This is a genomic window from Massilibacterium senegalense (genome assembly GCF_001375675.1).
Taxonomy (GTDB): Bacteria; Bacillota; Bacilli; order Bacillales; family Massilibacteriaceae; genus Massilibacterium; species Massilibacterium senegalense.
The window spans coordinates 535,983-560,517 of record NZ_LN831786.1; the positions used below are offsets into that span (position 1 = coordinate 535,983).

Sequence of the window (24,535 nt, forward strand, 5' to 3'; positions counted from 1 at the left end):
TTTACACCTTTTATTTAATAGTAGGATTGCTTTTATCGGGGCAGTTTTATATTTTTTGATTATGTCTCGATTCGTGTCTGTTGATGGTACCTCAAATGCATATTCACCCATTTATCTTTATCTAGCTCCTGTTGACTCTATAACAGAATTAGGAAAATTGATTGGTATTATTGTAATGTACATATTCTTAATACTAATTTTTTTCCAAGTTATTAGGAGAGGGAGAAAATTAAAATGAAAAAAAACTTACTGAATGGTGTTTTACTGTTAAAACAGCTCTTTGCTATAACTGTTTTTACCTTAATTGGAATCAATGTAATGCAGGATTTAGGTAATCATGTTGAAAACCAAAACGTACAAATGAATATTTTAGATTTTTATAGCATGTTATTCATAAATACACAAAATCCCAATATAGATTATATTGATTTCAGACAACCTTCAACATTGTTAGGCATTATAACCATCCTATTTACAGGGGCTATTTATACTAGTACTCATTTTCTTAAGTTTAATAAACAATATTTTTATATGGTGTTAATAAGATATGGAAATATGAAAAGTTACATTAGGGAAATGCAACGTAAATCTTTAAGGAATTCGCTGATTTTTACCCTTTTGTTATACGTTCTTTTATTTATAACCGTTTTTTCATTGGATAAAAGTATATTCTGGTTAAACTCATCATACTCATCCTATTCAATGGTCACTAATTTGTGTTATATTTTTGTTTATTTTTTAATTCTCTTTCTTTTTATATTTACAATTAATAGGTTGATGATTTATCTAAATCTGATTAAAGGTAGTGTTCTGGCAATTTTGTTAGGGCTAACAATGCCGGTAATCATTTTAATGATAGATATTAATCAAACAAAATTGAATATCCTTTCGTTTGACTATAATCGTTTTTTTTTAGACAGCTTATCCGTTGCTATCATTTTAAACGTTTTAATTTCTATCCTAGGTAAAAAGTTATTAAATAAATATAAGCTGTATATTTAAGGAGAATTCATATGGAAGTACAGATTGAGGTAATAGAAGTTTCAAAAAAGGTAAAAGAAAGTAACCTAATAGACCATATAACTTTGAAATTGGAGAAAGGGAAAACATATGGTTTTATTGGATACAACGGTTCTGGAAAAAGTATGTTATTTAAAGCAATATGTGGACTAACCCCTATTACTTCAGGAAGTATTAGGGTTAATGGTAAGTATATTGGTAAAGATATTGATTTTATTGAAAATACAGGTGTTATTATTGAATCACCAGAATTTATGAATCGTTTAACAGGACTAGAAAATTTGAAGCTTTTGGCAGAAATTCAAAATAAAATTAATGAAAGTGAAATTCTTAATTATCTTCAAAAGGTGGGTTTAGGAGGACATGAAAGGAAAAAGGTGTCCAAATATTCTCTTGGAATGAAACAACGTCTTAGAATCGCTCAAGCTATTATGGAGGACCCTGAGATTTTAATTTTGGACGAACCTTTTAACGGCTTGGATAAAAGAGGGGTAGAAGAAATTCACAATTTGCTTCTTGAGTATAAAGCATTAGGAAAGACGATTTTGCTAACTAGTCATCATGAAAGTGATATTAACCTCTTGTGTGATACGGTATTTGAACTTGAAAAAGGAAGAATCATAAATCAGAAAGTGCTAGTAAACAAATAAGCGATAGGAGTATTAGGAAATGAAAAGAATTCTATCTTTTCTTGGAATAATGATGTTAGTTACCACTACGGGCTGCACGAATTTATCTGCTGAAAAAAGTGAACAAAATAAACAGCCTACCAAGATAGAAGAAATGAATGAAGAAGTCGAAAAAACCGTTGAAAAGGAAAATGCAGTTTTTAATTCAGTTCCGGTGTTTGATTTATCCGCAGAGGACGTTTATGGAGAATTAAGTAAGGTAAAAAATATAACTGCTAGTATTAGTAAAGATAAATCTTCAGCAAAATTTTCCGGAGAAAATCTTTATATGATAACTACCGTTTACAATCATCATGATGAGAAAATCGACCGATTTTTTATTCAAATATCAAGTACGCAATTTTATAACGATAAAATTCAACTCCATACGGTAACAGAAAACTTTAAAGAGCTATTTAAGGTTTTAGATGAAGAATACGATGAGAAAAAACTGCTTGATATATTAAAAACGGATGTTAAGAAAGAAAGAAAAAATAAGATAGATTCTTATCCGGAGGATATTAAAGTCTTCTCCTATAATGGAATCTGGATAGGGGTAGAAGGTATTTACAACACAAATAACGAGCCAAAACCAAATCAATTGCAAGTTAGTATTTTTCCTGCTAAACCAGAACAATAATTGGTGAGTTAGAAGTCTTATTTTTCCATGGGGAATTTAAACAACTTTATTATTACAACTTGAAGTGTGATTCATCAATCGTACCAATAATTAAACAACTTTATTTTTACACCATCTACATTTGTGGACGGTGTAATGCGTATTTAAGGCTTCAAATTTAAACAACTTTATTGTCATGTAACATGAAAAGGGTTCAAAAACCTTCCTTTTTTTAGCATATAGGTAGAAGTCTTTTAGGAGGAATCTATATGCGAGTTAAACAATTTTCTCAAAACAATCCAGATGAAATGGAAAATAAATACGAAATGAGTCATGAGCAGTTACAGAATGAATTTGATTACTATAGAGCAGAAGGAACGTTCGTAAAATTTCTCGAAAACAACCTCATAACCAAAGAAGAATTCAATAAAATTGTCGAAAATTTAAGCCTTTAGTTGTTGTTTATGTTAGAGTTTCAAAAGCAAACGAAGATTAATTAACTGGTTGGATGCACAGAAGAAACATTATAAAACATTAATTTACAACAATTCGAATTGGAGGCTTGTCGATCATTATTATAATGAAGGTATAACGGGAACGAAAAAAGACAGACTACAAATCTTCTAAGAATGATTTTAAATTGTGAAAAAGGGAAAAAATATTTCATTATGTTTAAATTATAATCTTGGGTTGGGTGAGTAAATAAACATAAAATAGTATCCATCAATTATTTATGTTGTAAACTGATATATAGGGAAGACCTATTTTTGGGATAGGTTGTGAGGAATTAATTCTATCGAGAAAAGGTCTTCCTTTTTATATGAATTTTTTTATTTACACAAAATAATTTACACTCTCCTCAAAAAAAGAAAGACGAGCCCTAATAAAAGATATTTTAAATATAATAAGCACAGTGTTACATCTAAGGAGAGGGTTAATTTGGATTATAAAACAATTTGTATTGAGATTCTAAAGAAAAACGGTCCCTTACTTGGTAGCGAATTAAATTACAAATGTCAACTAATTTATGTACAAAAACGCTCACTTAACTGTGTATAAAATTACTCACCTTCTGGTGCTAGGTGGTTCTTTAAACGATAGGAGTTGCCGACGATTGTGACAACTGTTGCGTGATGTAAAATACGGTCTAAAATCGCATTTGCTAGCTTAGGCTCTTGGAACACTTCGTCCCAGGATTTAAAGTTAACGTTGGTTGTAAAAATCGTGCTACGTTTTTCATAGCGCATATCGATAAGCTGGAAGAAGAGCTTCGCATCCTCCGGATCGATAGGTAAATAACCAATCTTATCAATAATTAATAGCTTATACTTGGTATAATGCTTTAGGCGGCTTTCTAAACGATTCTCTAGACGCGCCTTTTTTAAATTCTGAATCAAATCATGACACTTCACAAAATATGTGCTGGTACGTTTTTTTGGCAGCTGCTATACCGATTGCTGAAGCCAGGTGTGTTTTTCCGACACCACTAGGACCTAAAAATACGATATTTTCACTGTTTTCAATAAAACGTAATGTAGTAAAGTCTTGAATCTGCTGTGGATTTATCGACGGTTGAAAATCGAATTCAAAATCCTTTATTTCTTTTAAGTTCGGAAATGCACCTACTTTTACCATCGCATGAATCATATTTTGCTCACGGAGATCAATTTCATAGTTTGTGAGTTTTACTAAAGTATCAATAAAGGATAGTTGATTATGAATACTGAAGTCCACGACTTCATCTAAATGCGTGACCATTTGCTTCAATTTTAAATACTCTAAGTTCTTCAAAAGTTGCTGATAGTTTGTCTGCTGTATCATGTGTCTGTCATACACCTCTCCAATGGCTTTTAGATTGTTTTTCGCTAAAGCATCAATATCTGGATAATGAGGTGCAGAAATTTGCAACGTCTCCTTGTAATCTGAAGGACGCATATTTAATTTTCTATTCGTTATAGGATGTTGCGCAATGCACTCCATGTTATAATAAATCCATAATTGATTATCATGTATTTGTATCCCAACCTTTTGGCCAATGTACTTAGTGGGGACTGAATACTGGTTGGCCTTGTAGGAGATCATACTTGATGCGTTCACTTGTACAAGCTGATGCTTGATCCGATAAGAGTTCCTTATTTTTTCTGTTGGTAGCGGAAGAAGGGAGCTCTTTTCTTGTTCTAATGCAAATACGGGTATTTTTCCTGAACCTTGATGAAAAGACTGATTCACTCGATTCATTAGCTTCTCAATGAATTGATATAACTCTTCTAAGGTCAATTGACCTTGATAAGCATGGATTTCATCGAGGAATTTCATTTGTGTTTCTACTTTTCCTTTTGTACGAGGTCGCCCTGCAATACATGGTCGTACTTTGAAAGTATAATCCTTCGCAAAGGTAGCGAATCGGCTGTTTACCTTTCCAGGACTATGTTCTGTCCGCGGTAAATCCATAATCGTTTTGGGATTATCTGTGACAATTTCTTTTGGCACACCGCCAATTTTCTCAAATGCCTCTGTTAAGAAAGAGAATAAAACATCCTGTGTTTTTCGCAGTGTTAACGTGAATACTCGGAATCGTGAATAACCAAGTACTAACACCCCTACATTTACTTCTACTTTTTCACCATCGCTTGTCTCAAAGGGGATGCTTTCCTTCCAGTCAAATTGTGCTTGTTGGCCAGGTGGCGTTTCAAATCGAGTTGTTCCTTTTGGTGCAGGAATACGCACTTGATCTGTAAAATAAGCCGCAAATTCAGGTGTTTTTGCGATATAGCGGCGAAATGTAGATGTACCACATTCTAAACCATAATTGTCCTTTAAATACTGCCAAAGTACTCGGCGATAATAAAATACTTGCTTTGAATCCTCCGATAGTAAGGCAGCGATTACCTCATCATAATCATCCAGAATAGATGCCTTTTCTTTCGTTTGCTTGGGTGTAAATCCATTTAAGTACTTATCCACCGTGCGTCGATCTACACCCATTTCCCTTGCCAACTGACTTTTATTAATTTTCATTTTTAAATTCTCCATTAGTTGCTTGAATTTCGGTAAGTCTGAAAGACTGTTAATCTCAAAATCCGTTTGAACATCTAGCGTTATGTACATACCAATCACCTCTTGATTAGTATGCTAGAAAATGGCGCAAAAGTGTACATCTTTAAGTGAGTGCGTTTGTACATGGATATCGTAGCATTTATAAATGAAAGGTTCTTATGGAAGAAAAAAATATGTTAAAACCGTCATTTTCAGGTCTGATGAACCAAATGAAATTATTAATCGGATAAGTTTGATAATAGATCACATTCCAAGTGAAAAAGCTTAGGCTTTTATTTTCGATGTCTGTAAATGGGGGTAATTGATGAACAACATCGGGTAGAAAATGATCAAACTTTTTTATAAAATTAAAACCAAAATATTCCAGATAAGAATCCGTTTTGAACAATCTTTTTTCAAAATGGACACTTCCTATTGACGGTAAAATACAAGTCTGCAAAGTATTTTTGATCAAACTTTATTTCAAAGCTACACTTTTATATTCAAGTGATTTTATTTTGAATTTTTCGTATTCGAGAATACAGTTGTGTTATAATTGTTATAATGTTATAAAAGAGGTGATTTAGATGGAAAGAATGGAAAGGAAAATCACACAGGTTGGTAATTCTTTAGGATTAACTCTTCCAACTCAAATGTTAAAACAGTTAGGTATCGTAAAGGGTGATGAAGTAGTAGTAGAAATACAAGACGGTCAATTGCATATTAAAAAGGCTCCAACGATGGTAAAGTTACCAAAAGGTGTACCAGCTGATTTTTTTGATGTGTTAGAAGAAGAAATGCAGGCCCATAATAAAGCATTAAAAGGACTTGTGAATAGATAATGTGGTATATGACACCTGAGGTAGCAATTTTGGTGAATCGTCAATTAATTATGGAGTATTCACCAGATGAATTCATTGGTGTGAAAGATCATCATTTATTAGCGTCGGCATTAACTAGACCTAAGCAAACTATAATGGGGAAAGATGCATATCCTTCTATTTTTTTAAAAGGAGCTGCGCTTATGCAGTCACTTGCTCAAAATCATTGTTTTTATAATGCAAATAAACGGACAGCACTACTTTGTACAGCTCTCTTTTTTCGTTATAATGGATATCGACTGCAATTTGAAAATAGTGAGGAAGAAGAGGATTTTGTAGTGGGAATTGTTACTCACAATTATTCGTTAGAAGAAATTTCAAGTGTTTTAGAGGAGCATGTAATCTTGATCCAGTAGATAGTCGTTCACGTATTCGTTATTGTGCTTACCTATTCTTTTTAATTTAGTGAACTACCCACAACTTCAAGCACTCGGTGGAAAGTGGTGAGTAGTTCACTATTTTGTTATGTTGTAAAGTTTATTTTTTACGTAATATTTGACCAAAAAGTTGTCCAAAATATGACCAAAATTATTTGAAAAATTATCATTAACTTTAAAAAGTAAATTAGTTTATTGGGCGTTAAAGTCTTATCATTACAAGGTTTTAAAAATGTTAAAACTAGGGCGACTTGTTCCGTACACAAGTACATCCTTGGGAACGTGAACAATATGTAACGATGTATTAAAAGAGGGAACCCCTTGACACTATTAGTGTTGAAGGGCTTTTGTTTATATGGCATTTATTGAAAAAACATAATGCCCGATGTATTGCCCGGTAATTGCCCGATTTATTTTGATTTTGTTTGATTTATTTTAAAATGTTGTCCATATATGTAAGAGTCAAATAGCCTAGACCTAATGAATAGGTGTGGGCTATTGTATAGTTCAAAATAAAAGTACAGAGTTATGACATGAAAAATACATAACAATGCACTAAGAATTTCGAAAAAAAGAATTGCCAGCCCCCCTAAATTTTCTCTACTGTATTGGTGACCAATCAAATCTGTGGAGGTAGAAAGGAATGCTAGCAATGTCTTGTTTGATTTTTTTTGAAATGGGAGTGTCGATATTTTTGTGTAAATGACCGTTTAACCTTTCTCTGTAGAACGTCACCTTTTAGAATTTAAGGAATCATTTTGATGCTATTCCTCATATTTATGCTTGTGCTTTAAACATCTCATCTAATGATGCTCTTGCCTTATCGAAGCCTCTGTGACAACGTGTAGCGTGTATTATATTATTCGAATTGAGTGACAAAGAAGCGTTCGAGTGCTTCCTCGTTTGGAAACTGCTCTTTGCGCTTTGTATACTTTTTCATTTGCTTATTAAATGATTCAATCAAGTTCGTTGAATAGATACTGCGGCGAAGCGATTCTGGAAAATTGTAAAACGTGACAAGATAAGGGTTTTCTATCAATGACTTCGTGATTTTCGAATAAGAAGACTGCCACTTTTTACAGAAATCCTGAAGGTCCTGCTCTCCAGCCTCTCGATCGTCGACGCGATAAACAGCTTTAAAGTCATCACAAATTACAGACACGTACTTTATGTGCAAGATTGCGTGATATATGGACTTAGCACGTTTTTTGATACTGTGCTTTTCGGAAGACGCTTGAAATCACATCAACCATGCCTTTTAAACCGTCTGAAACAAACAAAAGGACTTGGTGGATACCACACTCTTTTATGTTCTGAAGGGGCTCTTGCCAGTTGAATGCTGATTCTGTTGGTGCAAGCATGTAGGCAAGTACTTCTTTGGAGACATCCTCTCGAATCCCGATGGCAATGTACCGTGCTTTTTTGGACACTGTATTACGGCCAACAGCTACATATGTCGCATCTAAATACACGCACACATATCGGTCACTTAGTGAACGTTGCTGGAAAGCCTCCGTCTGTTCAGAAATCACCTTTGTCATGTTTGAAATTGTTTGAGGGGTATAGTAGTGTCCATACATTTTCTCGATTAAATCGGCAATTTCAGCCATGATCACACCCTTTTGAAACAGGTGAATAATAAACGATTCAAGGGTATCCTTTGAACGTTTATACGGTGCAATCGTCTGTTGTTTAAACTCCCCGTTGCGACCACGTGGAATTTTCATCTGTAAATCGCCATATTCTGTGTGCAAGGTCCGTGTATAAGAACCATTTTTACATTTATTCATTTACACAAAATATTTTATATTCTCTTAAAAAATCTCGTATTAAAGGTAAATAATTCTATTATGATAGTAGTATTTTATTTTTATTAAATATCTTGCATTTTTTTCTAATTTGTTGTAATTTTAATATGTAATATTTTACAAAAATAGATTTTTTAAGTTATAGGAGGTGCATATTTATTAGCGTTTCTTTTCTTTTGCCTTATAACTTTTATTTATAGCTAAAATCAAAGGTTTTTAAATTTTTAAAAAAATTTTGAGGTATCCAAATAATGAAGATAAGTCCTAATTTTATAAAATCCTCTGATTTAAAAATTAAGGTACATGAATTTGAATCAAACGGTTATCTTCAAATCCCTAACGAAGTCTTTTTAGAAACTGAGGAAGATAATCAGTTACTTCAAAAGGCCCAGTTAGATTATAATAGTTTACATAACGATGCTTATGGAGAATCTCGTGCTAGAGCATATTCAAGATATATAAAATATGCTAATTCAACAGACTGCATGTTAGATCTGCATAATGATTATTTTCAATCCAAAGAGTATAATTATGATGATGGTGGAAAAATTAGAAGCTTCAATAAAATTTCAAATGTTTTTTTGAACAACTCCTTAATTAAAAAAATTATTAAATTTGACAGTGATTTTGCCTTTCAAACAAATATACTTGATCAAAACAAAGATTTAATTATTGGTTTACACCAAGTACGTTATCATGTTAAAAGAAATAGGCCATCTTTTAGTTCGCCAATTTGGTTACATAAAGATGATGAGCCAATTGTATTTTTACATCTTATGAACTTAACTAATTCAGCAATTGGTGGAGATAATTTAATTGCTAATAATCCTAAAGAAATAAATAGGGTTATAAGCTTGAAAAATCCTCTTGAAACCTTAGTATTTAGTCAAAAAGTATTCCATGCTGTTACACCAGTTGGAACACAAAGTATAACAGGTGCTTTTCGTGATATACTGTTAGTCACTTTTTCTTATAAGGAAAAAAATGATGCACAATAAAACAATTTTGATCTCAGGGGCAAATAGCGGAATTGGGTATGCTTGTGTGAAATATTTTTTAGCAAACAACTTTTTTGTAACTGGACTAGATATTCATTCTTCTAACCTACAAGAATATGCAATAAATCATCCTAACTTTAAGTTTGTAGAAATTGATTTAAATGAAAGTGACTCCATTCAGCATCTATTTAGTCACTTAGATGAACATAATTTTTATCCTGATATACTTAAATGCTGCTGGTATTAGAGAAATAACACCTGTATTAGAATGATCAAATCATCTATTTAAAAAAGTTATGACTGTTAATTTGATAGCTCCATTTATTCTATCAAAAGAAATAGCACTACGTTGGTCCAAATTCAAAAAATCAGGATGTATAATAAATATAGCTTCCGTATCAGGACTTTTAGCAGAACCAGAAAGAGCCGCATATGTAGCCTCTAAACACGCCTTGATTGGTTTAACAAAACAGATGGCAATGGAGCTGGGACATTTTAATATTCGAGTTAATTGTATTTCGCCAGGTGTTATTAGGACGCTGCTTACAGAAAAATATTTTCAAAACGAAAAAATTTTATCTCTTATTAAAAAAACAAGTGGTAGACAAGTGCGGAAATCCACAAGATATCGTTTCTTGTGTTGAATATTTAATTGCTGATAAAGCTAGTTTTATTACAGGATCAAACTTTGTTATAGATGGTGGATGGACTGCTGGGAAACAAATGTAGAAGTGTGTTTTTTGGTTTATAAAATGAAAAGCACCTCTCTCTTTATTAAAAAGGGTGGTGCTTTTTTATTTTTTTAGAAAAAATACTCGATAAACAATTTTGATACATTCATTGTGGAGGGGATTAAAATACTACAAAATAATACTACATCTTTGTTCAAACCAAAATCTTTATCTATTCTAAAAATGGTTTTATCAATGTCTATTTTTGGTTCAATTGGTTTCTTCTCAGTCAAAACTAATTTACCATCTTTAGAATTAGTTTTTGTACGTTGTATTTGTGCAACTATATTTTTAAGTTTTGTTTGGTATATAACGGGACAGCACAAAATTGAAAAGTGGAATCGAAAAGAAATATTTCAAATCTTATTATGTGGTTTTTTTCTTGTCTTTAACTGGGTTTTTTTATTTAAAGCCTTTGAAGTGACATCTATTACCATTGCGATTTCTGTTTATCATCTTGCTCCTATTATCGTACTTATTATTGGAAGCATTGTTTTTAAAGAAAAATTAAATCTTATTTCCGTCCTTTCTATTATTGGTTGTTTTTTCGGTATTCTGTTAATATCAGGTGTAAGCGGGATAAGTTCTTTTGAAAATTTAATGTCTCCTGGGATGATATGGGGACTTCTTGCAGCACTTTTTTACGCTTTTACCACTTTATTAGGAAAAGGCATTCAAAATATGAGTGCTTATGCCATGACCTTTTTACAAACATCTTTCGGTATATTCCTTTTGTTTCCTTTTGTAGATTTTGAAGCATTTCATGGTCTTACCACTGTTAATTGGACATATATTTTAGCAACAGGGCTTATTCATACGGGATTAGTATATTATCTGTTTTTTGATAGTTTACGTAATTTACCAACAAATTTAATTTCTATTTTGGTATTTTTGGATCCAGCAGTGGCCATTTTATTAGATATATTATTTATAGGATTTCGTCCAAATATTTTGCAAACATTCGGTATTATCCTTATTTTTAGCGGAATGGCTTTAACCTTTTGGAAACCGAAGTCTAAAAAAATAAAATTGGCAGATTATGACATGTCCAAAGATAGTCAAACTTAATACTTACACTTTTCCATTTGTATTATTCATTTCTTATCTATTATTAGATTATGACCCTGTACGGAGACTACTTTTGTACGGGGTCAGCTTATGTAAGATAAGAAGTTTAGGAAACTGAAAGATAATAAGCTTCTATTAATGAAAATACTGCCTCAAATTAAAAATAGAAAAATATTACCTTCTTAATCAAGCTCCCATTTTATTTCGTTGATTCAAAAATATACTTCAAAGGACTTCCGCTTTTTTACGTTTAAATCCCTTAATCAAATTCCCTAATAAATTATGATTGAAAATGGTGCTTATAAATTGTTTTTTTGTTTTGTGTGCCAAAATTTTTTTGAAAATCAGGCTTTAATTTTTAAATGAATAACGATAAAACATAAAATTATCATTCTGGGTTTCCATTTGTAAGCATACATTTAAAGAGGAATAATTCAGTTTATAAATATGCGCTGTTACATCGCGACGATATGGAAGTAATGGTACATAATTGAAGAAACAATTTGTTTTCACTCATGTTTAATGGGAATAATCTGAATGGATGGACTATTTTTATTGAATATTATTTTTGCATGTACCATAAAAATAATGAAATTAGTAAATTCGGTCTAAATTGATGTGATATTAGTGAAATATTTTTATAAATATTGATATTTTATCTATTATTAGATTGGAATCATACTAAAGAAATCTTCTGCCATTGGGTGCTTTTACACTTTTCTCATGTAGCAGTTCAGTCCTATCTTTATTGAGGGAAGGATAAAAGTCAAAGAATAAAAAAATATAAGTATCATAAAATGCTTTAGATATGAAATAGGTGTGCATGGAGTCATTTGGTATCAGGCTACCGTATTTAAATCTTTGCCTAATGTGTTTGTCAACGTACAAAATTCAGATTGTTATATAAATGCAATTTATTGTTTCGAAGCTAACTGTTGCTAATTGCGTATTAACATAGTAGGGATTGAAATGAATGTAAACCATATTCGATGGGAATGTCATCTTCAGAATTGTTGCAAAACGTTACACAAAGGATAAAAATATCAAACAAAAGATGGGAATTTAGTTTCTATTTTAGGCTGTATGACAGCAGTAATGGAAAAGGTTAATTAGTTGTGCATCATAAATAATTTTCCGATTAGTTGAAAGTGATTTCAATAAGGGGGATAGAGATGACACTTTTAATGGAAATTAAAAAAAAACTCCGCTTACCAGTCATCGGTTCGCCGATGTTTATTATTAGTAATCCAAAGCTTTTGATTGAGCAATGTAAAGCGGGAATTATCGGTTCTATGCCGGCTTTAAATGCGAGACCATCCTCACAATTAGATGAGTGGCTTGCGGAGATTACGGAAGAATTAGCAAATTACAATTTGAAAAATCCAAATAAACCAGCAGCACCATTTGCAATTAATCAAATTGTTCATCGCTCCAATAGGAGATTAGAAGAGGACATGGAAATTTGTAAAAAATATAAAGTACCTATTATTATCACTTCACTCGGTGCAAGAGAAGAGGTCTATCAGGAAACAAAAAGTTATGGTGGGCTCGTCTTACATGATGTTATTAATACTAACTTTGCAAAAAAAGCGATTGAAAAAGGCGCAGATGGTCTAATTGCAGTGGCAGTAGGTGCAGGTGGGCATGCAGGTCCGAAAAGTCCCTTTGCACTTATTCAAGAAATTCGCGAATGGTTTGATGGACCGCTTGCTCTTGCAGGCTCCATTGCTACAGGGGATAGTATTTTAGCAGCAGAAGTGATAGGAGCCGACTTTGCTTATATTGGGTCACCATTTATCGCAACACACGAAGCAAGAGCTGTCGATAAATATAAACAAGCTATCATTGAAGGAACATCGGATGATATTGTCTGCAGCAATTATTTTACTGGTGTTCACGGAAACTATTTAGCACCATCTATCCGTGCGGCAGGAATGAATCCAGATAAATTACCACCAAGTGACCCGTCAAAGATGAATTTCGGGGGAGACGCTGAAAAAAAAGCTTGGAAAGATATTTGGGGGTGTGGACAAGGAATTGGTGCAATTAAAAAAGTACAATCTACGAGAGAATACGTTGCTCAATTAGAAGAACAATACAAAAAAGCCAGAGAAAGATTGTTAAATTAAGAGTGAAAATAATAAGACTTGCGGTAATATGTTAAGGAGAAAATAGTTGAATTGTGATTATCAAGGTACAATTTATTTTTTAAAAAAGTAAAACTAAATTAAATTTAGTAAATATTTATAACATACTAGATAAAGAAAAGGGTTTGGAAGCTATTTATGCTTCACATATTTTGCTCCTTTTAGTCGTGTAAATTTGGTTTTTTTCGTGTGATAATCACTCAATTCAGGAATCTGCCTTCTTACCGAGTTGGCATCTTCAACTAAGTAATAACGCAGATACTGATATCCATTACGCAATAATAAGGTATCATAGGATGTAAAGCGACCAGATTGGTGTTTAAGCCAATAAAGATTTGAATACTTGGCAATCTTTGTTTCATCATCAAAACGTTCCATTTGACCGATTTCAGCGATAATACCGGCTGTAAATATGTAAATACTGGACCAATACCAGGTACCATTTGTAGTGTCTGTGGCACGTCTTTCATGATTCACTCAATCGACTTTATCCAATTCTTTGATTTGCTTTTCAAATGTGCGAATTAACGTGATAGAAGTGCCTAGTATTGCAACCATAGAATCTTCCGCAACCTTGTCTAATCCCTAAGAAGAACGAGCTGCTTTTTGACTGGATTTAGTAACTTGCTTGGTATCCAGGAATCTATTTTTACCCTTTTCCCGTAAATAATCCGCCAAGTCCTCCAAAGATATTTGAGACAGTTATTCTAGGTTATAATTTTCTAAAAAAAGGTCCATCATTCTTTTGCCAAATACAGATGATGTAATAGCCTCTACAAAGGTATTACATTTATAGCTTAAATATTGAAGAAACCGTTGTTTTTCCTAAGTGATTTGCCGAATGATTTGGTAACGAGCGTGTGTTAAATGTTGCAGAGCAACGTACTGCTCTTCTTTCACAACAGATATTGGTAAACGTCCAAATCGCATATAATCAGCAATGACAAAAGCATCTATTTCACCCGTTTTATTCATATCGCTGTATCTTTTTTTAAAGTTAGCTATTTGCCTCACACCCTGGTATATTCAAGGCCAATACGTCATTTACTAACAGATTTTTCTTGCATCGAAAGCCGTCCTAGAGCTACTAACATCAGGTTTCGAACATTAAGGTGTACAGCCTGCGTGTATGAAGGGCGAAACGTACATTGAGAAACAGTCTTTTTATGAGGTTAAGACCTGTAAGAGGGGAAAGAATTTTCTCAAATGATTCCTAAGACCATTCTCTAGGAACATCCAAGAGATTTGACATAAATGAAGGTCAATCAGTAAGCAAACAATGGGCTGAAAACGAATCTTAAATTAGTATACGAGGGGGGAGAAAATGGAACATCTTTTATTTAGTAATCCAATAAAATTAAATGCAACACGTTATGGGGATAGAGAAGCAATTTCCTTTAACGGTCTTCGATTTACTTACCGTGATTTTAACGAAAGAATTAATCAATTAGCTCATGCATTACAAAGTATCGGTGTGCAAAAAGGAGATAAAGTGGCTTTCATGTTAATGAATTGCCATCAATTATTGGAAGTAATTTTTGCTTGTGGGAAAATTGGGTCTGTTTATGTACCTATAAATTCAAGGTTTGTTGGTCCGGAAATTCAGCATGTTTTAGATGATTCTGAAGCTACTTTGTTAATAGTAGATTATCGATTTATCCATGAAGTAACTTCTTTTATTGGAAAATATAAAACGACAAAACATTTCATTGCGATAGGAACGACGGAACATGCTCACTTTTTAGAATACGAAACGTGGATTTCTACATTTAAAAAGGAAGAACCTATATCAGCATCACCTCTCAGTGAATCAGATACTCTTTCTATTATGTATACTAGTGGAACTACAGGTTATCCAAAAGGTGCAGTTCGTTCTCACCGTAGTTTATATTTAGTTGCTTTATTATTTAGCATCGAATTTCATATAGGAAGGCTTGGAAAAGGCTTAGTAGCAGGTCCATTGTACGGTGCAGCAGCTTTAAGTATATCCATTCCTAATTTATATGTAGGAAACCCTATTCATATATTGGAAACATTTCATCCGGTTAAGGTGTTAGAAGCTATTGAGCATGAAAAAACTACAACTACATTTTTAGCACCACCCATGTTAGAGGCGATATTTTCGTTACCCGAAAATATCTTACACCAATTTGATGTATCTGCCTTAAAATCTTTAATTTCAGTTGGAGCACCTTTACACACGAGCACAAAGAAAAAGGTGTTTCAGTATTTTAAAGAAATTGAATTAAATGAGTTTTATGGGGCTACTGAGTTAGGGGGGGTAGCAAATTTATTTCCTGAAATGCAAAGAGAGAAAGATCGATCTGTTGGAGTCCCCATGCTAGGTATGGAAATTGAATTACTTAACCGGGATGGAAAACAGGTGAAAGTTGGAGAAACAGGGGCGTTTTTTGTGAAAGGAGTTACTTTATGCGATGAATACTATCGAAGACCAGAAGCAAATAAAGAATCCTTTAGAGGTGAATGGCTAAGTTTAGGGGATATGGGGGTTCAAGATGAAGATGGATTTTACTATATCGTCGATCGAAAACAAGATATGATTTTATCCGGAGCTATTAATGTTTATCCGGCCGAGATTGAAGGTGTCTTACATGAACATCCTAAAGTGGAAGACGTGGCGATTATCGGTATTCCAGATGAAAAGTGGGGAGAAGTTCCATTAGCTGTTATTGTAATACGCAAAGATGAGAATGTTACGAGAGAAGAAATTATTAAATTTTGTCAGGGAAGATTAGCGAAATATAAAATTCCTAAATATATTGATTTTGTTAATGAACTCCCACGAAATTTACAAGGGAAATTGTTAAAATATCAAATTCGAAAAAAATATGTAAAAGAATGAAATGAACCTAGCTGGATTCCACCTAGCTAGGTTCAACCATTTTATTAAACAACTGACGCTACGCATTCCCCTTCCAAATCTCTAATTTGTTGGCCAGGTTCACTAAATATGTTTATCATTACTTGCTTGCTGTCTGAACGATTTTTTCGAGATACTTCTAACATCTTCTGCCTCCAAAAAATAAAATCCAACAGGAAAAATGGTTTATTTTTGAGTTGTTAGGTGTGGTTTTTTCGATGTGCCTTGTACCATTCGAAATTTGGACATACATAAAAGAAGTACCATCACGTATGTCCATTTTAATTTTCCATAAACTTGCTATCAGATAAAGTGCCACAGAGAGAAGCGGGTTACCCATAAATGAGGGAGAGAGAAAACACTGCGCTTATACAAGATTTTTTTATCTTAATGATTTACGATAACCAGCAGCTTGCGCTTCGTCTTCTGAACAAAATATTTCTTCAGCATTGGTTTTATCGTAAAACTGTTGTCCTGGCATATGATAAATTTTTTCTCCCCTGCTATTGATGTTACCTTTAATATCACAAGAACCAGATGGAGTTGGAGTAGTACTCGTACTAGTGTTGTTTTGATTAGAATTGTTCGTTATAGAACTAGATTGATAGTCTTCTATGCTCCATATTCCTAGCTTTTCAGTTTTAGCTTGTTGTTCTAACGCTTTAAATTCATCTAAGTATTTCGTATTTGGTGGATAGACCGCCACTCTAGCTAGTCCTTTTTCTATTAATGTTTTATTGTACATGCTACCATCTTGTAAATAAACGTAAGCAAGTAAACGTCCATAACGATCACGTTCTTCAATTCCTAATTCAAGTCCGATAGATGCGCCAGAAAGTGTGTCTTTTGTTAGTTGGCTTGCTTCTGGTCCAAACGGTTGTACTGGTTTGTTTGGATGCACGGTTTCGGGTGTATCTACTAAAATCATCCGAACTTTTTCTTCTTTCTCATTATCTAAACGAATCTTAATTGTGTCACCATCGGTAACACGAATAACAGTAGCCGGGATAAGAGAAACGCCTTCAACAGCTGGAATATTTGCTTGTGGTTCTTCATTGACCACTGTTTCTTCCGGATTTTCTTGTTGTTTTTGCTTATTTTCTTTTGTATCAGTTGACTCTTCGTTTTTAATAATATTTTCATTTGGTTTAGTCGATTCAGCAGTAGAAGTGGAAGAACATCCAGCAACGACAAATAATAATATGAAACTAGCAATAATCCCTATGTACTTACGATTAAAAATAAATGATTGTTTGTATAAAAATAAAATGAAAATAAATGAAAGAACCAATAATGGTAGTATTTTTACCGTATAAAGCAAAAAATCCATCTTGCTACATTCCTTTCTATTTTATAGTGGGTTTTACTGCCTGAATCCAGCTCCGAGTGCTAGGGGGGCTCAAGCAATAAGTTGTATAGTTCTATGAGGGAAAATCGTCTCATTCCACCATCCATCTTATACTTGTCAGTCTTAAACGAGTGCTCTCCGCTTTTTTGATAAAAGATAGGTAAGTGCATCTACCTATAAGAAGAGGAAAGGAAAAACACCAACAAATGGAATGATTATTTATATTGAATTATAGATGGAAAAACAGTCGAACGAAACGTTCGACTGTTTTATTGTAAGGAACGAAATACGCCAATTACTTTTCCTAAAATCGTTACTTTTGTTAAAATAATTGGTTCCATTGTAGAGTTTTCTGGTTGAAGACGGAAAACGTGATTTTCTTTAAAGAACCGTTTTACCGTTGCTTCATTTTCATCTGTCATCGCAACGACAATATCTCCGTTTTCTGCAGTAGGTTGTTTACGGACAATAACGTAATCTCCATCTAAAATTCCTGCTTCTATCATACTTTCGCCTTGAACAATTAACATAAATACATCGTCGCTGTGAATAAACCGTTGTGGGAGTGGCATAAATTCTTCTACATTTTCAATCGCAGTAATTGGTTGTCCTGCTGTTACCTTTCCAATCACGGGTACATTCACTGTTTCTTCTTTTGGTATATCAACATCCGTTTCATCTAGAACTTCAATTGCTCTTGGTTTCGTAGGGTCACGTCTGATTAATCCTTTTTGTTCTAGTCGAGATAAGTGACCATGAACGGTTGAGCTAGAGGCTAAACCGACCGCTTCAGCAATTTCACGTACAGAAGGTGGATACCCTTTTTCTTTTACTTCTCTTTTTATGAAAGTTAAAATATCGGATTGACGCTGGGATAATTTTTTCAAGAAAGACACCTCTCTTTTCTAGTACTTTTTACTAATTATTATTATAGCATTATGAAAAATAAAAGACAAACGTAGGTTCGATTTTTAATGTTGACAAGAATATATGTTCGTATATAATTATGTGTGAATAAGAACAAATATTCGGGAGTGAACATAATGGCAAATCAACTTTCTTTTAAAACAATCATTCATATTTTATTATTTAGTTTTATTTTTATCGGTATTATCTCATTTTCTATTGTGGTAGAAGCGAAAGTAAATAATCAAGCAAACCATAAAATTATAATAGTAGAGTCAGGGGATAGTTTATGGTCGATTTATCAAAGAGAAAAAATAAGCATGAGCCAAGAGGAGTTTATTGATTGGGTAATGGAAAAAAATAATTTACAACAATCAACGATTTATCCAGGACAGGAGATTATCGTTCCTGGTTCCTAAATGATACGAAACGATTTCATTTTTGAAAGAATAGCAATCGAAAAAACTACAAAAAAAAGCACCTAAAATATTGTATCGTAAAGCTTGATTAAATGAGAATGCTATTTTTCCACTATACGTTTCTTCTATTTGTTGTTTTATTCAAGGCTATGTGATTCTTTCTTCCCAATATGGAAGGAAAGTAAGATAATATAATTATGTTATAACAATAAATTTAAATGGAAGAGTAAGGAAAAAAATCATTTATATAAGGATTGATTAATAGAAATGGAGATGTAAGATGTGCGGGTTGTAATATATTGCCGTGTAAGTACAGAAAAGGAAGAACAGGTGACTTCATTAGAACGTCAAGAAAAAGAATTGACTACATTAGCGAAAGGCCAAGGCTGGTCCATCGTAGCTGTCGTGAAAGAACAAGTTAGTGGATATGAGGTAGATCGTGATGGAATGATGGATCTTTTGGAAATGGCAAAAAGGAAAGAATTTGACGTCTTACTCGTTCAAGATGATACGCGACTTGGGCGAGGAAATGCGAAAATTGCTCTTTATCATACATTAAAAAAAGACGGAATTTCCTTATATACTGTTCAAGATAACGGAGAAATGAAATTATCTGAATCAGAAGAAATGGTTTTAGAAATTGTTAGTGTAGTGGAAAAATATCAACGAAAAATACATAATTTGAAAATAAAACGGGGAATGAAGCGAGCGGTTGCAGAAGGATATGAACCAGAAAAAAATTTAAAAAATCGTCATCTTAATAGTGGAAGAGATAAAAAAGATGTACCAATCGAAGAAATTATTCGATTGCGACATTTAGGGTTAACATTTTATGATATCTCTCTAACGTTAAAAGGTATGGGTTTTGATGTATCGAAAGCTACTATTCATCGACGTTATCAAGATTATGAGAAAGAAAAATAGTAGTTTTTTTATACAAAATTCGATACAATGAAAGACAATCTTGATAAAGTGAGGAGGCGATAGTATGGTTTCAGATGACCAAATTAAACGCATTAATGAGTTGGCACGAAAACAAAAAGCGGAAGGTTTATCGAAAGAAGAAAAAGAAGAACAAACGGAACTCAGAAATTTATATATTCAAGGCGTTAGAAATTCATTGAAAAATTCGTTAAGTACCGTTAAAATAATTGATCCAAACGGAAATGATGTTACTCCACAGCCAATAAAAGCACTACGAAATAGTGGTTTGCATTAAAAACATCTAATTTTAAAAAATTAGATGTTTTTTTGTTGCAATATAAAAAGATTATGGTATACTGTGTTATATAACAAATCTTAAGGAGTGTTCAATTATGAAGTTTCATATAACAAACGCGGCGGTGAAAATGTACAAAGATGAAATGGAGTTAGGGCAAGGAGATGCATTACGATTATTTGTACGTTATGCTGGTGCAACTTCATCTGGTTTTTCGCTAGGTGTAACGCGTGATGAACCTCGTGAAGATGATTACAAAGCAGAAATTGAGGGAATTACATTTCTGGTAAATCCTGATGATGAATGGTTTGTAAACAATATGACATTAGATTATAATCAACGTGAAGACCGTGTATTATTCAATACCCCAGGGTTAATGGATTAATACGCGTTTCAAATATTAGTAATTCGTCGGGTTGTCGACAATATTAATTCCTTAATCATGTGTTTTCCCCTAGACTGTGATTAAAGCTATATAACTTTTTGGAAGAAAGTGAAAAAAGACTTGCTGTAATGGCAAGTCTTTTTTTGTTTAATAACAGAGAAAAAAAGGAATAAGATGAAGGGATTCATTTATAAAACATATCATAATGTAGCGTTTAGATCGTTTTTTAGACATAATGGAGGAACAAATGATGAAACACTATGATGTAATAGTTGTTGGTGCAGGTCCAGCTGGTATTTTTACATGTTATGAATTATTGGAAAAAGCCCCATATTTACACATCCTTTTAATTGATAAAGGACATGATATTTACCAACGACATTGCCCAATATTAGAAAAAAAGACGATAAAATGTCCACCTGCAACACGTAAAAAAGAATTTGCAGGCTGTGTACCTGCTTGCTCGATTACAAATGGATTTGGTGGTGCAGGGGCTTATTCTGACGGAAAGTTTAATATTACAAGTGAATTTGGGGGGTGGATGACTGATTATTTGCCATCTTCTCAAGTAAAAGAATTAATCAACTATGTCGACAGTATCAATTTAGCATATGGTGCAACAGAAAATATAACAGACCCATCTACAAAAGAAATTGCTGATATTGAAAAACGAGCATATGCTGTAGGATTAAAATTATTACGGTCGAAAGTAAGACATTTAGGAACGGAAGAAAATATAAAAATATTAAAACGAATTTATGAAGTATTGAAAGAAAAAATAGATATGCGTTATCAAACCGAAGTCGTGGACATCGTAACAGAAAAGACGAAAGAACAAGAACGAATAATTGGTATTGAACTTGTTCATCGTGAAACGGTACATGCGGAAAAAGTGGTAATTGTACCTGGTCGAGATGGTTCTATTTGGCTCAGTGATTTATTAAGAAAGAGACGGTATCAATTAGTTTCGAATCAAGTGGATATTGGAGTTCGAGTAGAAACTTCAAATATTGTGATGCAAGAAATTAACGAGCATTTATATGAAGGGAAATTTATGTATAATTCTTCGGTTGGAACGCGTGTACGAACTTTTTGTAGTAACCCTAGCGGACATGTAGTTGTGGAAAACCATTCTGGAACGATGTTAGCAAATGGACATGCGTATAATGATCCAGCATTAGGTAGTAACAATACGAATTTTGCATTACTCGTATCCCATATTTTTACCGAACCTTTTCATGAACCGAATGAATATGCCCATAAAGTATCACAATTGGCCAATCATTTATCAAATGGAAGTATTATTATTCAACGCTATGGGGATTTTATAAAAGGTCGTCGTTCGACACCAAAACGAATAAAAGAAGGGTTTATCGAACCCACATTAAAAGAAGCTGTTCCAGGTGATTTAGGATTAGTCCTTCCTTATAATACGATAAAAAGTTTAGACGAGATGATTCAAGCATTGGATACTGTTACACCAGGGATTGCAAATGAGCATACTCTTTTTTATGGAGTAGAGGCAAAATTTTATTCTGCCCGTCCAAAGTTAAATTCCTATTTCGAATCTGAGATTCAAGGCCTTTATATTGGTGGGGACGGAGCTGGTGTTACACGTGGGCTCGCGCAAGCAAGTGCATGTGGGGTATGGATTGCCCGAAATATTTCTGAAAAGTTATCAAAATAAAAAAAGACATAAAATTGCTTGATGAAAAAGGAAGGTAAAACAATCTCCTGTTAGTGTCACTAGTTGGATTTTCCTTAAGGAATGAACATATCTCCTATATAATGGCGGCTAACAATGGTTTTTATAAATTTTTTTTGTATGAGAGTGTTTTCATTGTCCTTGTATTCTTGTCCATAAATGTTTATCATGATAAAAGTATATGATTTTTTTGAGCGATGAAAGGATGAATAATATGTCAATTGAAAACTTGTCTATTAATACGATTCGTACATTAAGTATTGATAGTATCGAAAAAGCAAATTCTGGACATCCAGGAATGCCGATGGGTGCAGCACCTATGGCTTATTCGTTATGGACAAATTTCTTAACGGTAAATCCTAAAAATGCTTCATGGTTTAATCGTGACCGTTTTGTATTAAGTGCAGGTCATGGTTCAATGCTGTTGTATAGTTTACTTCACTTATCTGGTTTTAATGTATCAATGGATGATTTGAAAAATTTCCGTCAATGGGGTAGTAAGACACCAGGACATCCTGAATTTGGTCATACAGAAGGTGTCGATGCAACTACTGGTCCTCTTGGTCAAGGGATTTCAATGGCAGTTGGTATGGCGATGGCAGAACGTCATTTAGCAGCGACATATAACAAAGAGAACTTTCCACTAGTAGATCATTTTACATATGCAATCTGTGGGGATGGCGATTTAATGGAAGGTGTTTCGCATGAGGCAGCTTCACTAGCAGGACATTTACAACTAGGACGATTAATTGTACTTTATGATTCGAATGATATTTCCCTTGATGGCGATTTACATATGGCATTTTCTGAAAGTGTGAAAGATCGCTTTCAAGCATATGGATGGCAAGTAATCTATGTAGAAGATGGCAATGATGTAGCAGCAATTACACGTGCTATTGAAGAAGCACAAAAAGAAACATCCAAACCTACATTAATAGAAGTAAAAACAACAATTGGGTTTGGTTCGCCGAATAAATCAGGAAAATCAGCTTCTCACGGTTCTCCACTAGGAATAGAAGAAGTAGTTCTAACAAAAGCATCCTACGGTTGGACACATGAACCATTTCAAGTACCAAAAGAAGTGTATGCAGATTTTAAAGTAAATGTATGTGAACGAGGCAGAAAAGCAGAAGAACAATGGAACGAATTGTTTAAAGCATATGAACAAGCGTATCCAGCACTTGCTTCTCAGCTAAAACAAGCTGTGGATGGTACATTACCAATAGGCTACGAGGAAAAATTACCAACTTTTGAACTCGGCGATAAATTAGCTACTCGAGACGCTTCAAGCAAAGTGATTAATGCGTTAAGTGAAGCAGTTCCACAAATTTTTGGTGGTTCCGCTGATTTAGCTTCTTCGAACAAAACGTTAATGAAAAAGGAACAAGACTTTTTACCAAATCAATATGCAGGTCGTAATGTGTGGTTTGGTGTTCGTGAATTTGCTATGGGTACAGCTATTAATGGAATGGCTCTTCACGGTGGGGTAAAACCATTTGGAGCTACTTTCTTCGTTTTTTCAGATTATGTTCGCCCAGCGATTCGGTTAAGTGCCCTAATGAACGTTCCCGTTACGTATGTGTTTACACATGATAGTATTGCAGTAGGAGAAGATGGCCCGACGCACGAGCCAATCGAACATTTAGCTGCATTACGTTCAATGCCGAATCTTTCTGTCATTCGTCCAGCGGATGCCAATGAAACAGTAGCTGCATGGCGTTTAGCTTTAGAATCAGAAAAAACACCACATGCGTTAGTGCTTACTCGTCAAGGGTTACCTACGATTGAAGGAACGAAAGAAAAAGCATATGAAGGTGTAAAAAAAGGTGCTTATGTTATTAGTGGAGCGAAAGAAACGCCTACAGCTCTTCTTTTAGCATCTGGTTCAGAAGTAACACTGGCAATAGAAGCACAAAAAGAATTAGAAAAAGAAAATATTTTTGTTCAAGTAGTCAGTATGCCAAGTTGGGATCGTTTTGATCAACAAAGTGCTGAATATAAAGAAAGTGTACTACCACGTGCTATTACAAAACGTTTAGGAATTGAAATGGGTGCATCATTTGGATTCCACAAATATGTAGGTATAGATGGTGACTTATTAACGATTGATAAATTTGGCGCAAGTGCTCCAGGTAATACGGTGATGGAAAAGTACGGTTTTACCGTTGCGAATGTAGTGAAAAAGGTCAAAGAGTTGCTTGCGCATAACTAAAATTGTAAAAAAATATCGATAAGAATTTTCAAATCGACAAAACTAGTGTCCCCTTGCTCCACCATCAGACAACTATTTTTATACGAGTAGGCTATACTTGCCTTAAA

The 24,535-nt window shown here is 33.6% G+C and carries 18 protein-coding genes and 5 pseudogenes; 17 read left to right on the forward strand and 6 right to left on the reverse strand.

Going from position 1 to position 24,535, the window contains the following annotated elements; all coding sequences use genetic code 11:
- Window positions 1-234: 234 nt before the first annotated feature.
- The 4 genes from BN1372_RS06090 to BN1372_RS06105 all read left to right on the forward strand — a co-directional run bounded on the left by BN1372_RS06090 (window position 235) and on the right by BN1372_RS06105 (window position 2,762).
- Window positions 235-1,002 carry a hypothetical protein gene (locus BN1372_RS06090; RefSeq protein ID WP_062197957.1) on the forward strand — a complete coding sequence of 256 codons (768 nt, stop codon included), beginning with the start codon at window positions 235-237 and terminating at the stop codon, window positions 1,000-1,002.
- Between the two features lie 11 nt (window positions 1,003-1,013).
- Window positions 1,014-1,670 (forward strand): ATP-binding cassette domain-containing protein, encoded by a 657-nt coding sequence (locus tag BN1372_RS06095; RefSeq protein ID WP_062197958.1) that lies wholly within the window; start codon window positions 1,014-1,016, stop codon window positions 1,668-1,670.
- A gap of 19 nt (window positions 1,671-1,689) precedes the next feature.
- The gene (locus BN1372_RS06100) at window positions 1,690-2,328 is read left to right on the forward strand and encodes a hypothetical protein (protein WP_062197959.1); all 639 of its coding nucleotides are present in this window, start codon (window positions 1,690-1,692) and stop codon (window positions 2,326-2,328) included.
- Between the two features lie 248 nt (window positions 2,329-2,576).
- On the forward strand, window positions 2,577-2,762 hold the full coding sequence (locus tag BN1372_RS06105) for an SHOCT domain-containing protein (RefSeq protein WP_062197960.1): 186 nt from the start codon (window positions 2,577-2,579) through the stop codon (window positions 2,760-2,762).
- 606 nt (window positions 2,763-3,368) lie between these two features.
- On the opposite strand, the pseudogene istB reads toward BN1372_RS06105, so the two are convergent.
- Together istB and istA are read right to left on the reverse strand one after the other, a co-directional pair.
- Window positions 3,369-4,128, reverse strand: a pseudogene (istB, locus tag BN1372_RS06110) (IS21-like element helper ATPase IstB).
- 9 nt (window positions 4,129-4,137) lie between these two features.
- Window positions 4,138-5,415, reverse strand: a pseudogene (gene istA, locus BN1372_RS06115) (IS21 family transposase); the annotation flags it as partial.
- A gap of 515 nt (window positions 5,416-5,930) precedes the next feature.
- Between istA and BN1372_RS06120 the strand changes: the two are divergent.
- On the forward strand, window positions 5,931-6,185 hold the full coding sequence (locus tag BN1372_RS06120; protein WP_062197961.1) for an AbrB/MazE/SpoVT family DNA-binding domain-containing protein: 255 nt from the start codon (window positions 5,931-5,933) through the stop codon (window positions 6,183-6,185).
- An 8-nt stretch (window positions 6,186-6,193) separates the two neighbouring features.
- Complete coding sequence (locus BN1372_RS06125) at window positions 6,194-6,580, forward strand: type II toxin-antitoxin system death-on-curing family toxin (protein ID WP_325062695.1); 387 nt, start codon at window positions 6,194-6,196, stop codon at window positions 6,578-6,580.
- Window positions 6,581-7,378: 798 nt separating this feature from the next.
- Here BN1372_RS06125 and BN1372_RS14555 read toward each other — a convergent pair.
- Window positions 7,379-8,379: pseudogene (locus tag BN1372_RS14555) on the reverse strand (IS256 family transposase); the annotation flags it as partial.
- A gap of 281 nt (window positions 8,380-8,660) precedes the next feature.
- Here BN1372_RS14555 and BN1372_RS06135 point away from each other — a divergent pair.
- The 4 genes and pseudogenes from BN1372_RS06135 to BN1372_RS06150 all read left to right on the forward strand — a co-directional run bounded on the left by BN1372_RS06135 (window position 8,661) and on the right by BN1372_RS06150 (window position 13,335).
- Window positions 8,661-9,407, forward strand: a complete 747-nt coding sequence (locus BN1372_RS06135) for a 2OG-Fe dioxygenase family protein (RefSeq protein WP_062197964.1) — start codon at window positions 8,661-8,663, stop codon at window positions 9,405-9,407.
- Window positions 9,394-10,136 (forward strand): annotated as a pseudogene (locus BN1372_RS06140) (SDR family NAD(P)-dependent oxidoreductase). Before BN1372_RS06135 ends, BN1372_RS06140 begins: the two are co-directional and overlap by 14 nt.
- A 152-nt stretch (window positions 10,137-10,288) precedes the next feature.
- Complete coding sequence (locus BN1372_RS06145) at window positions 10,289-11,206, forward strand: DMT family transporter (RefSeq protein WP_062197965.1); 918 nt, start codon at window positions 10,289-10,291, stop codon at window positions 11,204-11,206.
- A 1,172-nt stretch (window positions 11,207-12,378) separates the two neighbouring features.
- Window positions 12,379-13,335: an NAD(P)H-dependent flavin oxidoreductase gene (locus tag BN1372_RS06150; protein ID WP_062197966.1), complete on the forward strand. Its 957-nt coding sequence runs from the start codon at window positions 12,379-12,381 to the stop codon at window positions 13,333-13,335.
- Between the two features lie 198 nt (window positions 13,336-13,533).
- On the opposite strand, the pseudogene BN1372_RS15485 reads toward BN1372_RS06150, so the two are convergent.
- Window positions 13,534-14,364: pseudogene (locus BN1372_RS15485) on the reverse strand (IS110 family transposase); the annotation flags it as partial.
- 313 nt (window positions 14,365-14,677) lie between these two features.
- On the opposite strand from BN1372_RS15485, the gene BN1372_RS06160 reads away from it, so the two are divergent.
- Window positions 14,678-16,216, forward strand: coding sequence for a class I adenylate-forming enzyme family protein (locus BN1372_RS06160; RefSeq protein ID WP_062197968.1), 1,539 nt, complete (start codon window positions 14,678-14,680; stop codon window positions 16,214-16,216).
- 400 nt (window positions 16,217-16,616) lie between these two features.
- Here BN1372_RS06160 and BN1372_RS06165 read toward each other — a convergent pair whose 3' ends face one another.
- Together BN1372_RS06165 and lexA are read right to left on the reverse strand one after the other, a co-directional pair.
- Complete coding sequence (locus BN1372_RS06165; protein WP_082418973.1) at window positions 16,617-17,564, reverse strand: thermonuclease family protein; 948 nt, start codon at window positions 17,562-17,564, stop codon at window positions 16,617-16,619.
- A 287-nt stretch (window positions 17,565-17,851) separates the two neighbouring features.
- Complete coding sequence (gene lexA, locus BN1372_RS06170; RefSeq protein ID WP_062197969.1) at window positions 17,852-18,469, reverse strand: transcriptional repressor LexA; 618 nt, start codon at window positions 18,467-18,469, stop codon at window positions 17,852-17,854.
- Window positions 18,470-18,625: 156 nt separating this feature from the next.
- On the opposite strand from lexA, the gene yneA reads away from it, so the two are divergent.
- The 6 genes from yneA to tkt all read left to right on the forward strand — a co-directional run bounded on the left by yneA (window position 18,626) and on the right by tkt (window position 24,428).
- Window positions 18,626-18,907 (forward strand): cell division suppressor protein YneA, encoded by a 282-nt coding sequence (yneA, locus tag BN1372_RS06175; RefSeq protein ID WP_062197970.1) that lies wholly within the window; start codon window positions 18,626-18,628, stop codon window positions 18,905-18,907.
- 282 nt (window positions 18,908-19,189) lie between these two features.
- The gene (locus tag BN1372_RS06180; RefSeq protein ID WP_062197971.1) at window positions 19,190-19,831 is read left to right on the forward strand and encodes a YneB family resolvase-like protein; all 642 of its coding nucleotides are present in this window, start codon (window positions 19,190-19,192) and stop codon (window positions 19,829-19,831) included.
- A gap of 64 nt (window positions 19,832-19,895) precedes the next feature.
- Complete coding sequence (locus tag BN1372_RS06185) at window positions 19,896-20,126, forward strand: DUF896 domain-containing protein (protein WP_062197972.1); 231 nt, start codon at window positions 19,896-19,898, stop codon at window positions 20,124-20,126.
- 97 nt (window positions 20,127-20,223) lie between these two features.
- A complete protein-coding gene (locus BN1372_RS06190) occupies window positions 20,224-20,511 on the forward strand; it encodes a HesB/YadR/YfhF family protein (protein ID WP_062197973.1) in 288 nt (95 codons plus the stop codon).
- 247 nt (window positions 20,512-20,758) lie between these two features.
- On the forward strand, window positions 20,759-22,198 hold the full coding sequence (locus BN1372_RS06195) for an NAD(P)/FAD-dependent oxidoreductase (RefSeq protein WP_062197974.1): 1,440 nt from the start codon (window positions 20,759-20,761) through the stop codon (window positions 22,196-22,198).
- A gap of 232 nt (window positions 22,199-22,430) precedes the next feature.
- A complete protein-coding gene (gene tkt, locus BN1372_RS06200; protein WP_325062679.1) occupies window positions 22,431-24,428 on the forward strand; it encodes a transketolase in 1,998 nt (665 codons plus the stop codon).
- The last annotated feature ends 107 nt before the right edge of the window (window positions 24,429-24,535 follow it).